This window comes from Pseudomonas sp. S35 (assembly GCF_009866765.1).
In the GTDB taxonomy this organism is placed as follows: Bacteria; Pseudomonadota; Gammaproteobacteria; order Pseudomonadales; family Pseudomonadaceae; genus Aquipseudomonas.
In genome coordinates this window covers 5,688,800-5,702,943 of record NZ_CP019431.1, presented here as the reverse complement: position 1 = coordinate 5,702,943, position 14,144 = coordinate 5,688,800, and the positions used below count along the sequence as shown (strand labels likewise).

11 protein-coding genes are annotated in these 14,144 nt (G+C 59.4%); 7 read left to right on the top strand and 4 right to left on the bottom strand.

Features of this window, described 5'->3' with window-relative positions; genetic code table 11:
* Positions 1-36 precede the first annotated feature (36 nt).
* A complete protein-coding gene (locus PspS35_RS25690; protein ID WP_027605327.1) occupies positions 37-525 on the bottom strand; it encodes a DUF3015 domain-containing protein in 489 nt (162 codons plus the stop codon).
* Positions 526-791: 266 nt separating this feature from the next.
* Between PspS35_RS25690 and PspS35_RS25685 the strand changes: the two genes are divergently transcribed.
* The gene (locus PspS35_RS25685) at positions 792-3,233 is read left to right on the top strand and encodes an ATP-binding protein (RefSeq protein ID WP_159937310.1); all 2,442 of its coding nucleotides are present in this window, start codon (positions 792-794) and stop codon (positions 3,231-3,233) included.
* A 407-nt stretch (positions 3,234-3,640) separates the two neighbouring features.
* A complete protein-coding gene (locus PspS35_RS25680) occupies positions 3,641-3,958 on the top strand; it encodes a hypothetical protein (protein ID WP_159937309.1) in 318 nt (105 codons plus the stop codon).
* A gap of 6 nt (positions 3,959-3,964) precedes the next feature.
* Here PspS35_RS25680 and PspS35_RS25675 read toward each other — a convergent pair whose 3' ends face one another.
* A complete protein-coding gene (locus tag PspS35_RS25675) occupies positions 3,965-5,788 on the bottom strand; it encodes a hypothetical protein (RefSeq protein WP_159937308.1) in 1,824 nt (607 codons plus the stop codon).
* Positions 5,789-5,950: 162 nt separating this feature from the next.
* Between PspS35_RS25675 and PspS35_RS25670 the strand changes: the two genes are divergently transcribed.
* A complete protein-coding gene (locus PspS35_RS25670; RefSeq protein ID WP_057012796.1) occupies positions 5,951-6,439 on the top strand; it encodes a TIGR00645 family protein in 489 nt (162 codons plus the stop codon).
* Positions 6,440-6,458: 19 nt separating this feature from the next.
* Here PspS35_RS25670 and PspS35_RS25665 read toward each other — a convergent pair whose 3' ends face one another.
* The gene (locus PspS35_RS25665) at positions 6,459-7,892 is read right to left on the bottom strand and encodes a glycosyltransferase family 39 protein (RefSeq protein WP_159937307.1); all 1,434 of its coding nucleotides are present in this window, start codon (positions 7,890-7,892) and stop codon (positions 6,459-6,461) included.
* A 228-nt stretch (positions 7,893-8,120) separates the two neighbouring features.
* On the opposite strand from PspS35_RS25665, the gene PspS35_RS25660 reads away from it, so the two are divergent.
* The 3 genes from PspS35_RS25660 to PspS35_RS25650 all read left to right on the top strand — a co-directional run bounded on the left by PspS35_RS25660 (position 8,121) and on the right by PspS35_RS25650 (position 12,125).
* Positions 8,121-8,630, top strand: a complete 510-nt coding sequence (locus PspS35_RS25660) for a sigma-70 family RNA polymerase sigma factor (RefSeq protein ID WP_159937306.1) — start codon at positions 8,121-8,123, stop codon at positions 8,628-8,630.
* Positions 8,627-9,595: a DUF4880 domain-containing protein gene (locus tag PspS35_RS25655; protein WP_159937305.1), complete on the top strand. Its 969-nt coding sequence runs from the start codon at positions 8,627-8,629 to the stop codon at positions 9,593-9,595. The genes PspS35_RS25660 and PspS35_RS25655 overlap by 4 nt, the downstream gene beginning before the upstream one ends.
* A gap of 109 nt (positions 9,596-9,704) precedes the next feature.
* On the top strand, positions 9,705-12,125 hold the full coding sequence (locus tag PspS35_RS25650) for a TonB-dependent siderophore receptor (RefSeq protein ID WP_159937304.1): 2,421 nt from the start codon (positions 9,705-9,707) through the stop codon (positions 12,123-12,125).
* A gap of 79 nt (positions 12,126-12,204) precedes the next feature.
* On the opposite strand, the gene PspS35_RS25645 is transcribed toward PspS35_RS25650, so the two are convergent.
* Positions 12,205-12,828 (bottom strand): LysE family translocator, encoded by a 624-nt coding sequence (locus tag PspS35_RS25645; protein WP_159937303.1) that lies wholly within the window; start codon positions 12,826-12,828, stop codon positions 12,205-12,207.
* A 254-nt stretch (positions 12,829-13,082) separates the two neighbouring features.
* Here PspS35_RS25645 and PspS35_RS25640 point away from each other — a divergent pair, with 254 nt between their 5' ends.
* On the top strand, positions 13,083-13,679 hold the full coding sequence (locus PspS35_RS25640; RefSeq protein WP_159937302.1) for a hypothetical protein: 597 nt from the start codon (positions 13,083-13,085) through the stop codon (positions 13,677-13,679).
* Positions 13,680-14,144: the final 465 nt, after the last annotated feature.

The following is a 14,144-nucleotide window of genomic DNA, read 5'->3' as shown; positions in this document are numbered from 1 at the left end:
AAAACCCGCGCCTGGGGAGGCGCGGGCAGGTCGAGCTTAAGCCTGGGTAGCGTATTTCGCCAGACGGGCATCGCCTTTCAGTACAGCCAGGGTGTTGTTGTGCACGTCTTCAGCGGTTACGTCCGCCTTGCTGAAGATTTGCTGGAAGTGTTCGTGAGCCACGGCCGCGAAGTGCTCGCGATCTTCTGGCGCAACACCCAGTACCACGGCGTAGGTGGTCAGTGCTTCGCCATTACCCTTGGCCATGTCTTCGGACAGCTCGTTCATCATGCCATTCATGGCAATCCAGGACTTGCCGCCGTAGGTCAGCGCGCTGTTGGTGCTGCAACCGTTGGTGCCCGAGGTCATGCCGAAGGTGGCGTTACCGGAGGTGCCGTTGGTAGTGGAAGCCAGGAAGTGAGCCGGAGTACCGCGCTGGCCTTCGAACAACATGTTGCCCCAACCGCAGTTCGGGCCACCTGGTGCTTCTGCCATTGCATTGAGGGAGACGACGGTGAAGAGAGTACCGAGAAGGATCCGTTTCATAGCTTTGTTCTCTTTGTGTGCAAACCAATGGACAAGGGTTCAGGCGCTTCGTAGCGCCCTAGGGGCCAGTTATTAGTCCAACCCGCGCAGTTTGGAGTTTAGGCACGTTCCAAGGGTTCCGTGTGTTTTTATAAAACAATCAGTGATGTCGCGATTTTTTGTCGCAGCGGTTCGAAGTCTATGCTTTCCCAACGGCTCGCCTTGCCAGAGCGCGCAAGGGGGAGCCAGAATGCCGTCATCTGCCCCGCCTGATGTAAGGAAGCCCGATGCCTGATCCTGTTGCTGCCAGCTTGCGTCTAGCGCCCGAAGCGCTGACTCGCCCTTTCTCCGCTGAACAGTTCAGCTTCTCGACCACCAATGATTTGGAGCCCTTTCGCGGTGTGCTTGGCCAGGAACGCGCGGTTGAAGCGTTGCAGTTCGGTGTGGCCATGCCACGCCCCGGTTACAACGTGTTTGTCATGGGCGAGCCGGGTACCGGCCGCTTTTCGTTCGTCAAACGCTACCTGAAGGCCGAAGGCAAGCGCCTGCAGACCCCGGCGGATTGGGTCTACGTCAATAATTTTGATGAGCCGCGCGAACCCCGTGCCCTGGAATTGCCCGGCGGTTCGGCGGTGGCGTTCATTGCCGATATCAATGGCTTGGTCGACAACCTGGTGGCCACTTTCCCGGCGGTCTTTGAGCACCCGACTTATCAGCAGCGCAAGAGCGCCATCGACCGCGCCTTCAACCAGCGTTACGACAAGGCTCTGGATGTCATCGAGCGTCTGGCCCTGGAAAAAGACGTGGCGCTGTACCGTGACAGTTCCAACATCGCGTTCACACCGATGCTCGACGGCAAGGCGCTGGACGAGGCTGAGTTCTCGCAGCTGCCGGAAGTGGATCGGGAGCGCTTCCACACCGACATTTCCGAGCTCGAAGAGCGCCTCAACGAGGAACTGGCCAGCCTGCCGCAGTGGAAGCGCGAGTCCAACAACCAGCTGCGCCAGTTCAACGAAGAGACCATCACCCTGGCCCTTCAACCGTTGCTGGCGCCTTTGTCGGAAAAGTACGCGGAAAACGCCGCGGTTTGCGGCTACCTGCAAGCCATGCAGGTGTACTTGCTTAAAACCGTGGTTGAGCAACTGGTGGACGACGCCAAGACCGACGCCCAAGCGCGCAAGCTGCTTGAGGAGCAATACTGCCCAAGCCTGGTGGTGGGCCATTCGATCAATGGCGGCGCACCGGTGGTGTTTGAACCGCACCCGACCTACGACAACCTGTTCGGCCGTATCGAATACAGCACCGACCAGGGCGCGCTCTACACCACTTATCGCCAGTTGCGCCCGGGCGCCTTGCACCGTGCCAATGGCGGGTTCCTGATTCTCGAAGCCGAAAAAATGCTCAGCGAGCCGTTCGTGTGGGACGCACTCAAGCGTTCCTTGCAGTCGCGCAAGCTGAAGATGGAGTCGCCTTTGGGCGAGCTGGGTCGCCTGGCCACCGTGACCCTCAACCCGCAAATGATCCCGTTGCAGGTCAAGGTCATCATCATTGGCTCGCGCCAGTTGTATTACGCGCTGCAGGACGCCGATCCGGACTTCCAGGAGATGTTCCGGGTGCTGGTGGATTTCGACGAAGACATCCCGATGGTAGACGAGAGCCTGGAGCAATTTGCCCAGTTGCTCAAAACCCGCACCTCGGAAGAAGGCATGGCGCCGCTGACGTCCGACGCAGTGGCGCGGTTGGCGACCTACAGCGCGCGGCTGGCCGAGCACCAGGGGCGGCTGTCGGCGCGTATTGGTGATCTGTTCCAACTGGTGAGTGAGGCTGACTTTATCCGTCACCTGGCGGGCGATGAAATGACCGATGCCGGCCATATCGAGCGTGCGCTCAAAGCCAAGGCAACGCGGACCGGGCGGGTGTCGGCACGAATTCTCGACGACATGCTTGCTGGCGTGATCCTGATCGACACCGCCGGCGCCGCCGTGGGCAAGTGCAATGGCTTGACGGTACTCGAGGTTGGCGATTCGGCGTTCGGTGTGCCTGCGCGGATTTCCGCGACGGTGTATCCGGGCGGCAGTGGCATTGTCGACATTGAGCGCGAGGTCAACCTCGGTCAGCCGATTCACTCCAAAGGCGTGATGATCCTCACGGGTTACCTGGGCAGCCGGTACGCCCAGGAATTCCCGCTGGCGATTTCGGCGAGTATCGCGCTGGAGCAGTCCTACGGTTATGTGGACGGCGACAGTGCGTCCCTGGGTGAGGCGTGCACCTTGATCTCGGCCCTGTCGAAAACCCCGCTCAAGCAGTGTTTTGCGATTACCGGCTCGATCAACCAGTTTGGTGAAGTGCAGGCGGTGGGCGGGGTCAACGAGAAGATCGAAGGTTTCTTCCGTCTGTGCGAAGCGCGCGGGTTGACCGGCGAGCAAGGCGCGATCATTCCCCAGGCCAACGTCGCCACGTTGATGCTTGATGAGAAGGTGTTGCAGGCCGTACGCGCCGGGCAGTTCCACATCTATGCAGTGCGCCAGGCGGATGAAGCGTTGAGCCTGTTGGTGGGCGAAGACGCGGGTGAGCCGGATGCCGAAGGGCAATTTCCGGAAGGGACCGTCAATGCGCGGGTGGTCGAGCGTTTGCGCGCGATTGCCGAGATGATCAGCGAGGAAGACTTGAAGGAGGCAGAGAAGGAGTTGGCGCAGCAGGCGTTGGCTGAAGCCAAACCTGTGAGCTGACGGGTCTGTGTGAAGGGCCACCCTTCTGATGAGCGGGCTCTTGTGGTGAGCGGGCTTGCCCCGCGCTGGGCTGCGCAGCAGCCCCAATAAGGTCACCGCAGAGTGCCAGAATCAATCGCGGTGAAGGTTTTGGGGGCCGCTTCGCGGCCCGGCGCGGGGCAATCCCGCTCACCACAGCGATCGCCTATCACAGGGGATTGCCTATCACAGCGATTGCGCGCCACCGATTTGGTGACGTTGCCAATAAACTGACTCAACCATAGGCACCCACCACCGTTGGTCTCTACAACCTTGGTTTGTCGGGTTTTTCTTCTATTCTCTGCTCTAGGGATATCCACAGGAGTCGCTGGATAGAAACAGCCTCGCCCCAGGCCGGGCTGAACACCGATCTACCGAGGGTCGCCGCCATGCCGCGCAACCTTTGCCTTACCCGCCAGTGCTTTGGCCTGGTCACCCGTATCGAATGCTCCATTCGCCCTCTCGCGGGGGATAACGGGATGTGGACCTTGCTGTTTGCCGCCGGAATGTCCGGTGAACAGCCTTCCACCATCAAGTCCCAGGGACCGTTTCATGGCCCCTTTGCGGCGCAAACCATTCTGGAATCCATCGTGGACAGCCTGACCCTGCACGGTTATGAGGTGGCGGGCGATCCGCAGATCTGGTGCCTGCACATGCAGGCCCATCTGCGACAGCTCAATGGCAACCCTGAGCCGCTTGCCCTGTAGCAGCGGTCATTTGCTTTCGGGTTTGTCCAGTTTGACCTCGAAGCCGTATTGCACGGTGCTCAGGTCGGTGCGCTGGTAGCTTTCCAGGACCGTTGGCTGCCCATAGAAATAATGCACGTCAAACATCGCGGTGCCGTATTCCTCGGCGCGGTGGCTGACCCCCAGGATTTCCTTGAGGTACTGGCCGCTGGCGTCCTTGGCGTAGAAACGCCAGCTGTCGGCGGGGAATTCTTTTTGATCGACGATCAGTGCGTTGCTCTTGAGCGACAAGCCCTTGGGCAGCTTGGCCACTTCAATCTCGCCCTTCTCGATAGTCGCCAGGAACAGCGGGATTGAGCCCACCACAAAGGCCGGGTTTTCCGGGAATAGGTTGAGGTCGTAGGTGAGGGTGCCGCGTGCGGGGTTCAGCTCGTAGGCTTCGGTTGGCAACTCGATCGGCTCACCGCGTTCGCCCTTGTCGTCGGCGGTAAAGAACGTCACGGGTGATTCGCTGCTGTTGCGCTCGGCGCCCACCAGGTCGTCATTGAAGGTAAACGGGTGATCGAATGCGATATGCGCGGCACTGGCGTCGTCGACAGACTGGCTGATGGTGACGCTGTTTTTCAGTTGCTCCTCGGTCAGTGTGGCGTCCTTGAGCCAGCTGGCGGCACCGTCGTCATACACGGTGACCGGCATGGGCAGGGCCTGGACGGTTTGTTCCAGGCTGTTCTTGTCGAAGCGCAGGACCGGCAGGTCGATGTCTTTGCGAGTGACCGTAGCCTTGGAAAAGTCCAGCACGTTGACCTGCAGGTTATCGATCAGGCCATTGAAGTAGACCTTGGCGTAATGACTGTTCTGTTTATGTTCGAAAGCTTTTTGCTCATCGGTCAGTTGTTTTTCAAATGCATCCGACCAGGCCTTCTGCTTTTGCATCTCGGCCAGTTGCTTCTCGTAGAACGCCACCTGCGCGGCGCTTTCGTTGATTGAGCCTGAGCGTGTGAGAAATTGCCCGCTGCTGTCGCGCGCCTGCACCAGCAGCGGGTTGGGGGACTCGTCGCCGACCTCCGGGGCCAGCGGCGCGCTGTTGGTCAGTTCGATCTCTGCGTAGTTTTTTTCCAGAAGCAGCAGGTTGACGGTGATCGCGCCCTCGGTGCGCTTGTGGCCCACGTCTTTTTTCGACAGGTCGAACGTCAGCACTTGTCCAGGCGCCACCACTTCGACGGTGCCCTTGAGGCTGACGGGCTGCGGCTGGCTCTTGTTCTCTGTCTCGATGCCGTCGATGAAGGGGTAGGTTACCGTCAGGTCATCTGGGTTGGTCAGGTTAGAACTGCTGGGACTCAATTGGATGCCAGGGTCGGTTTCCGACCATTCCGGTTGGAAGGGGATGACTTTGTTATTGCTCAAGGTGACTGACTGCCATTCCAGGCCATGGGGGAAGGGGAATGAGTCGGGCAGGTTGAAACTGAACGCAAAGACCGGCTGCAAATCCGTTAGGTAGTCCGAATGTGAGGTCTTGCGCAGTACGAACAAGCCATTGATATAGGTGTCTACCAGCGCCTGGGGCGTGGGGTAGTGTTTGAGCAGGGCCAGGTTGTCTTCGCCATACTCGGCTTCGATAGGCTTGCTGGCGAGTTTGCCCCGTGCGCGTTCCAGCAACAGCAGCGAACCGCCAAGGTCGGCGATGGCGTCGCGCAGTTTGGGGTCTTGGATGCTGTCGAGGGAATGTTCGAACTGGTCGGTTTTCTCTTCGAGGGTGGTCTGCTTCTGCTCATCGCTGGGGGAGCAGCCGCCGGCCAGCAGCAATGCTGCGCACAGGCCGATGCTGGCCAAAGGAGATCGCACATCCATCATCTGAGTTTTCCTGTCCGACGTCATCGAGCCGAGTTGATGGGCTCGACACTAGCAGAAAAATTCTCTTACAGATGCCGCCTGGGTCAGTTTTCTCGCGCTTACAGGTGTCTTGTAGCGGCTGGTATACTCGCCGCCATTTCTGGCCAAGCTGTGTGAGATCCAATGGAACGCTTTATCGAAAACACGATGTACGCTTCACGCTGGCTGCTGGCGCCGATCTACCTGGGGCTGTCCCTGGGCTTGCTGATCCTGGCGCTGAAGTTCTTCCAGGAAATCATTCACGTGATTCCCAACATTTTCTCCATGCTGGAAGCGGAAGTGATCCTGCTGCTGCTGTCGTTGATCGACATGGCGCTGGTCGGTGGCTTGCTGGTGATGGTGATGATTTCCGGCTACGAGAACTTCGTGTCGCAGCTGGATATCGATGAAAACAAGGAAAAGCTCAACTGGCTGGGCACGATGGACTCTTCGTCGCTGAAGATGAAAGTGGCGGCGTCCATCGTGGCGATTTCCTCGATCCACTTGCTGCGCATCTTCATGGACGCCAAGAACGTCGATCCCCAGCACCTGATGTGGTACGTGATCATCCACATGACCTTCGTGGTCTCGGCCTTTGCGATGGGCTACCTGGACAAGCTCACCAAACACTGATGCCCTGCGTGCGCTGGCCTTACTGCTCGATGAAGTAGTAGGGCTGGCGGCCGATCTTCATCTCCTTGACCACGGTGAACGTCCCGCTCAGTGCGCGGGTGTTGTCCAGCAACGCAACGTTGCCGGGTTTGGCCGTGAGAAAACCGTGTAACTGAGCTTCGGTTTGCAGGATCGGCAAGTAGGCCTGCAGATAGAACACGCTCGCCCCGGCGATGCGTTCATTGGGCTGGAACATCACCACCTCCTTGCCTTCGGTTTGAAACCCCCTGGCCTGACTGATCACCGGCACGAAGGACTCGCGCTTGTCTGCCTTGGGTGCGAACCAGAGCGCGGCCGTCAGGTAACTGGCCATTGCCAGGCTGAACGCGCCGATGATCACGCCCCGGTGGTAGCGGTACAGCCCCGGTTTGCGCGCCTTGAGCCACGCCAACAGCACCCCCGCATACTCTGCAGCGAGCACGGCGGCGGCGGGTGTGAGTGCCATCAAGTAAACGGTGCGCTTGCTGGACGCCAGGGTCAGCAGGGTGAACTGCGCCAGCAGCCATACACTGAAAAACAGGAGGTAGCGGTTGCGCACCAGGCTTTTTCGAAAGTGCCACAGGCCCAGGTACACCAGGATATTCCAGGGCAGGAACGCCTCCGGCAGCTTCGCGATGTAATAGTAGAACGGCTCGTAATGCCCGGCCTCGACGAACGAGCCGCTGAACCGTCCAACGCTGTTGGTCCACAACACTTCGCCCACCGCTTGCATGCCGCCGCGCTGGAACAGGAAAACCAGCCAGATCATCAGCGGCACCAATGCCAGCAAGGTGAACAACGCCGGTTTGAGCCAGTCGCCGATCCGCAGGCGCTTGTCCATCAGGCTGGTGCTGGCCAGGTACGCAAAAATCACGATGCCGGGCAATGCCAGCCCCAATACGCCTTTGCTCAGGGTGGCGATCACCATGCCGACGCTGAACAGCGCCCATGCCCACGCGCTGGAACCCTCACGCTCGGGTCGCACGGCTTGGTAAAACGCCAGCAGTGCGGTGGTCACGCCCAGGCTCAGCAGTGAATCCTCACCCACGCCGCGCACATTGCTCCAGTAACTGGCCATTGTCGCCAGGATCAGCGCTGCGCAGAACGCCAGTGTTTTCGGGCGCCCGAACGTGCACAACATCCCGTAGAACAGCATCACGCTCAAAAGCCCAGCAACCGCCGAGGCCAGGCGCACGGCCCAGGTCGTAGCGCCAAACAAACGAATGGCGCCGGCATCCAGCCACAGGCTCAAGGGCGGTTTTTCCAGGAAAGGCTCGCGAAACAACTGCGGCACCACCCAGTTATTGTCCAGGTGCATGGCCATGGCGATCCCGGCGACGCGGGCTTCGGTAGAGCCTTGCAGTTCGTGGTTACCCAGGGCGAAGAAGAACAACAAACCAGCGAGCAGGAGCAGCACAGAAGCGGGACGTGTCATGAGGTCTTGCTACCAAGGCAGGAGGCCGCTCTGAAGAACGACTCGGACGATTGGCGAGTATAGGTAGGCGATTCTTAATATTTCGTGAACGGATGAGGGAATGTTAAGAGACCTCGATCCGCCATAAAAAGGGCAGGGCAGGGCGAAGAAAAGAAACGTCTAACCTGTCTCTAATGAGAAGTATTACCATGTGCGACCTAATTCAGTCTCCCGTCGGATATCGCACCCATGGCTTCATCCTCGACAACTCATCAGATGGTGGGTGAACTCTATGCCCAGCATCACAGTTGGGTGGTGCAGTTGCTGCGGCGCAAGCTAGGTGGGCAGGAGCAGGCGGTTGATCTGGCACAGGACACGTTCCTGCGCATCCTGAGCAGCGGCACCGTACCCGTCTTCCGCGAGCCTCGCGCGTACCTCACCACTGTCGCCAGCCGTTTATGCGGGCAGTATTTCCGGCGCCAGGCGTTGGAGCGGGCGTATGAGCAGTCGCTGGCGATCCTGGAACCCGAGCACATGCCGTCGCCGGAATCCCGCTTGCTGGTGCTTGAAGCACTGGACGCGGTCGGCCAGGTGCTGGACGGGCTGGGCAGCAAGGTGCGGGAGATTTTCCTGTTGTCGCAACTCGATGGCCTGACTTATCCACAGATCGCAGAACGCATGCACGTGAGCGTTAACGTGGTGCAGAAGGCCATGCTCAAAGCCTATCGTCATTGCTACTTGGCGGTGTACGCCGCATGAGTCGCTTCAAGGTCGGCAACGATCAGCCACTGGACGCGTGTGTGTTGGACCAGGCGTTGAACTGGATGGTCACCTTGCAATCGGGCACCAGCGGCGCCGCTGAGCAGCAGGCCTGCCAGCAGTGGCGCAACGAAAACCCCCAGCATGAACTGGCCTGGCAGCGCTTGGCCGGGCTCAGTCGTGAAATGGGCCTGAACACCCACGCGCTGTCGGCGCCCAACGCGCGGCAATTGTTGCGCGCCCGCAGTGCGCCGTCGCGACGCACCTTGCTCAAGGGCTTCGCCGGCCTGAGTGTGGCCACCGCGCTGGGCTTGAGCGTGCGTGAACGGGTGTTGTTGCCGGAGTTATTCAGCGATTACCACACCGCCACGGGGGAGCGGCGCCATGTGCGCCTGGCCAATGCCGCAGAGGTGCAACTGGATACCCGCACCGCTGTGGATGTTCACGGTGCTCGGCTGGCGCTGAACCTGGGCCGGCTGTTACTGGCCACCGGCACTGACAGCAGCCTGTCGATCAAGACCGCCAATGGCTGGGTGCGGCCGGCGGCGCAGTCGCGCTTGATCATCAGCCACGACCTGCCCCGGCAACTCGGCACCGGTGTGCAACTGCTCTCGGGCAGCGCGTCGATCGAACCGCTGCATGGCACGGGCCTGCGGCTCGGTACCGGCCAGCAATTGACCTTCAACAGCCTGCAGAGCGCGCAGCCCGCAGCGCTGCCGTCAACCGCCGACGCCTGGACCCAAGGCCTGCTGATCGCCGAGCGCATGCCGCTGGGTGAAGTGCTCGAGCAGCTCGACCGCTACCGGCGTGGCGTGCTGCGCTGTGACCCTGCCGTCGCCGGCTTGCAGGTGTCGGGTTCGTTCTCGCTTGATCAGCCCGAAGCCAGTCTCGATCTGTTGGCCAAAGTACTGCCCGTGCGCGTGCAACGGGTCTTCGGCTACCTGGCCACGGTCGTGCCGGCCTGATACCGAAAAATATTCGTCACCGAGTGGCAGGTTTTTTCGTTTGGAGCATCAAGACAGGTAAGACGCTGAAAAAAGCGCCCACCCAACCCTTCTCGACAGGACCGTCTTTATGTTCACCCGCATAACGAAGCCCGCCAGCGCTTTGTGCACCGTTCTCTTCGGTTTATCGGTGGCAACCGCCAGCCACAGCGCTATAGCCGCCGCTCTGGCGCCCGCCAGCGAACACGCCCAGCGTCAGGCGTATGACATTTCGCCCGGCAGCCTGGACCGGGTGTTGGGCGCCTTCGGTCAGCAAGCGGGCGTGATGATCGGTATCGATTCCGCGCTGGCTGCCGGTATCCAGAGCACCGGCTTGAAAGGCCGCTTCTCCGTGGACGAAGGCCTTGAGCGCCTGCTGAGCCCAGCGGGCTTGCAGGCGGAGCCTGAGCAGGGCGGTTATCGCGTCATCGCCAAGCCGGTATCCCAGGAGGGCAAAGTCGAGTTGCAGGCGACGCAGGTCAGCGCCAACCAACTGGGCACCGTCACGGAAGGCACTGGTTCGTACACGCCAGGCACCATCGCCACGGCCACGCGGCTGGTGTTGAAACCACGGGAAACACCGCAATCGATCTCGGTGGTCACGCGCCAGGTGATGGATGACTTCGGTCTCAAATCCATTGACGACGTGATGCGCCACACGCCGGGCATCACCGTATCGACCTACGACACCGAGCGTACCAACTACTATTCTCGCGGTTTCTCGATCGAGAACTTCCAGTACGACGGTATTCCCACCCTGCGCGATGCCCAGTATTCGGCAGGCCAGACCATGACCGACATGGCGATCTACGACCGTGTCGAAGTGCTCAAGGGCGCCACCGGCCTGCTCACCGGCGTCGGGGGGCCGGGCGGTACAGTCAACTTGATCCGCAAGAAGCCAACCTCCGAGTTCAAGAGCAGCATCGAATTGGGCGCGGGCTCTTGGGACAACTACCGCTCCCAAGTGGATGTGAGCGGCCCCTTGACCGAAACCGGCAACGTGCGTGGCCGCGCGGTGGCGGCGTATCAGGACAAGAAGTCGTTCCTCGACCATTACTCGCGCAAAACCAGCGTGCTCTACGGCATCCTCGAGGTCGACCTGACCCCGGACACCCTGCTGACCCTGGGTGCTGACTACCAGGACAGTGATCCCAAAGGCTCCAGCTGGACCGGCACGCGCACGATCTTCGATGCCACCGGCAACAAACTGGACTTGCCGCGCTCATTCAACAACGGCCCTAAATGGGGCTCGTGGCAGCAATACAGCCACACCGTATTCGCCACCCTGGAACACAGCTTCGACAACGGCTGGGTCACCAAGGGCCAGTACAACCATCAGGTCAACGGTTACGATGCACCACTGGGCTACATCTCCCAGGATTCCGCCACGGCCAGTTCGATCTATGCGGCCAAATACACCGGCGACACCACCAGCGACAGCCTGGACGTGTATGCGTCGGGGCCATTTGAACTGTTCGGGCGTGAGCACGAATTGGTGATTGGCCAGTCCGTGTCCACGTCCCGCTGGAAGGGCAAGGACTACCGCAACCCGGTCTACTTCGCCAATTCCTATGACTTTTACAATTGGCACGGCGAGGCCATCGAGCCGAGCTGGGGCAAGGCTTCCCGGTTCAGCGATGAAATCACCCGCCAGACCGGCACCTATGTCACTGGGCGTTTGAGCCTGACTGACGAGCTGCATCTGTTGCTTGGCACCCGCATTGCCAACTATCAGGTCACCGGCAGCAGCGACACCGAGGAGAGCGGCAAGGTCGTGCCGTACGCCGGCGTCACCTATGACCTCAATGACAACTTCACCGCTTATGCCAGCTACACCGAAATCTTCAAGCCACAGACGCAATACCGCGATAGAACCAACACCATGCTGGAGCCGGACGAAGGCAAGAACTACGAGTTCGGCCTCAAGGGTGAATTCTACGAGGGCCGCCTGAACGCCAGCCTCGCTTACTTTGAGGTGCACGAGACCAACCGCCCGATCGCCGACACCGTCTGGAACTCCCAGCCGGCCGTGGATTACTCCTACATGGGCACCGAGAGCAAGACCAAAGGCTACGAAGCAGAAATCTCCGGTGAACTCACCCCCGGCTGGCAACTGCAGGCTGGCTACACCCACAAAATCGCGCGCAATGCCGAACGCGATAAGATCGCGACCTGGGAGCCGGAAGATCAGCTCAGCTTCTACACCAGCTACAAATTCCAGGGCAGCCTGGACAAACTCACCGTGGGCGGCGGTGCCCGCTGGCAGAGCGCGGGCTGGCAAACGGTACGTAACTGGGGCTATCCCGGTGGTGGCCGCTCGGAAAAATTCACCCAGGACCCTTACTGGTTGGTGGACGTGATGGCTCGCTATCAACTCACCCAGAACCTGTCGGCCACGCTGAACGTCAACAACCTGTTCGATAAGAAATACTTCACCAATATCGGCTTCTATGACTCGGCCTATTACGGCGACCCGCGGAACATGATGGTGACGACGCGGTGGGATTTCTGAGGGCGCCAGTACAGGCCTGAACACGAGCGCTCATGAAAAGCCACCACCTGCGGTGGGGCTGACACGGCACGCCCGGGCCTCATCGACTGGCAACCAACACGGGAATCGCGTTATTGAGGGAGAACGCCACCAGAAACACAGCCAAGCCCACATCGATCTGGCGGGTGTATTTGAGAAACAGCGCCTTGATGGGGCCTTGGCCAAACAGCAGCGAGACAAGGGAATACCAGATGACTTCCAGGGTGGAGCACACCACCACCACCAGTACCTTATCGAGGTCGGTACGTGGCGAAGCAAGAAAACCGGCGTAGATGCTGATCATGAAAGCGATGGTCTTCATGTTGCTGATGTTGGTGATGACCCCGACGCGATACGCCTTGGCAAAGCTGGTGACGCCAGGTAGGGCGCTTTCGGCCGTACCAGTGTTTTTTGCCAGCACGCTTTTGATGATGCCGTAGGCGATGTACAGCAGGTACGCCGAACCGCACAGGGTGGCAACCCTGGAAAAGGCCGGGTACTGATGCAACAGCGCCGCCAGGCCCAGCAAGGAAATGCTCGAAAAAAACACGCCTACGGTGCAGATCCCCAAGGTTGCACCCAGGCCAGTAGTGACCGAGCCTAATGAAGAAAAACGGCTGACAATGATGAAGTTCGGCCCGGGACTTATCACCGCCAGTATGTAAATCAATGCTGCTGTGAACATGTGACTTCCTTGTATGAAACTAGCAGCAAATTATGAATGAATGACCAACTATAAATTCATATGCTTATGACCTGTTTGTGGACGCCCGGCGCGGACAGGCATGCCTGTGACCTTAGGGAAGCGCGATGCATAAGGTGGCGACTGATTGAGGTGACGGCGGCCGGTATCACCTGACTGACTAGGCGCTCAGCACTGTGTCTCGCGCCTTCCTCGCGATATGATCAGAGCTATCAATTTAACGAGGTGGCAGTGGTATGTCTCGCAAAGCTATTGGCAAAACTGTTGCTCGGACCAGTCGATCTGATGCTAAAGGTGGTGGGCTGCTCACTCAAAAAAAATTCCGGTTTCTTGAGTCAGTGCGATTTACAAATCTCACGACGATCATGCTACCTGGCGCAGACAAGTCCACCGACTTTGTAGAGTTCACATTCGCCGACTTTAAAAAATTGCTCAAGCAGCACGAAAAAACCAGCGTGGTCAGCAGCGAGCTTTTAGAAGAGCAAAAGGCCTCGTCAAAATATGAGCTGAGTAGTGCATTGGAGAAACTGGGTAAGCGCAATCGCGCCCTAAAGAAACATAAGCTGCTAGCTGAGCAGCAGGTCGAAAGGGTCGAAGCTCTAGAGCTTGCCCTTGGAGTGAGCGAAAACCGGATCGCGGAACTAGAAGCGCAGGTAGCGAAGGAGATCGAAAACTTTTCTATCCTCCAGCGCAATTACGACACCGTTCTCAGAAACATTGACGAGGAGGACGACGGTTCTAGAAGCATGACGCCATCGGCAACTAGCGAATGGGACACAATAACAAGCCGCAGGGCACTGCCAGGTAGCTACGGTACGGGCAAGCGTCGTTGACCTGTGGTGCCTTTAAGCGAATTTTTGTAAGAGGGCGGCATACTGCCATTCATGAGGCTACCTCCGGTACCGTTTTGGTACGTAAGCGGCTCGGGCCGGTATTCCAGCAGCTGCTGTGGCAGGTCGAACACTTCGCACATTTGAATCGTCATTCTCCTGGTGCTTCGAATTTCTCCCTCACTCTCCCCGCGACGGTTGTTGAGTGTTATCAGGGATCAAGGCCCCTGCAGCCTGTGAGGGTTGTCCACTTACGCGGGACGGGCGGCTCTTTACGACCGGGAGCTTGGGCATCTCATGATCTGGCCTCCTGAGAGCACCGATAACGGTGGGCGGGTGGAGGCTGCGTTGGCTGACGAGACCAGCGCCGCGAGATCCAGAGTCTGTTGCAGGCAGTGATGCGATGACCGGGGCGTGCCTGACTGTCAGTCAGGTGCAGTCCATTCCGTGGGCTGCGGCACCATCACC